This is a genomic window from Mycobacterium sp. NGS45, assembly GCF_059812645.1.
In genome coordinates this window covers 1-572 of record NZ_JCALDB010000065.1, presented here as the reverse complement: position 1 = coordinate 572, position 572 = coordinate 1, and the positions used below count along the sequence as shown (strand labels likewise).

Annotated in this window: 1 protein-coding gene; it reads right to left on the bottom strand. The window is 59.6% G+C overall.

Annotation, left to right across the window (positions count from 1 at the left end):
- Positions 1–572, bottom strand: a 572-nt coding sequence (locus AC5Y3P_RS22350) for an amidohydrolase family protein (RefSeq protein ID WP_500048124.1), incomplete at both ends; no start/stop codon positions are given.

The following is a 572-nucleotide window of genomic DNA, read 5'->3' as shown; positions in this document are numbered from 1 at the left end:
CACGTCATGAAATGCTCCTTGAACACCTCCGAGGGCAACTTGCCGCCGAAGTCCTGATGCGTCCACGTCGAATGCATCTCATAGGTACGGTCCACCCGATCCAAGAAATACGGAATCCAGCCCGTACCACCCTCACTCAATGCGATCTTGAGCGTCGGGAACTCCTTGATCGGCGCTGACCACAACAGATCCGCCGCGGCCTGCACGATGTTCATCGGCTGCAACGTGATCATCACGTCCATCGGGGCATCCGGGGCGGTGATCGCCAACTTCCCCGACGACCCGATGTGCACATTCATCACCGTCTCGGTCTCCACCAACGCCTCCCACACCGGACGCCAGTACTCCAAATCATGAAAACTCGGATAACCCAGCGTCGACGGGTTCTCGGTGAACGTCAACGAATGCACACCCTTGTCGGCCACCCGCCGGATCTCCCCGGCACACAACGCCGGATCCCAGATCGCCGGGATCGCCATCGGAATGAACCGCCCCGGATGACTGCCACACCACTCATCGATGTGCCAATCGTTGTAGGCCTGCACCAACGCCAACGAGAACTGCGGATCCTC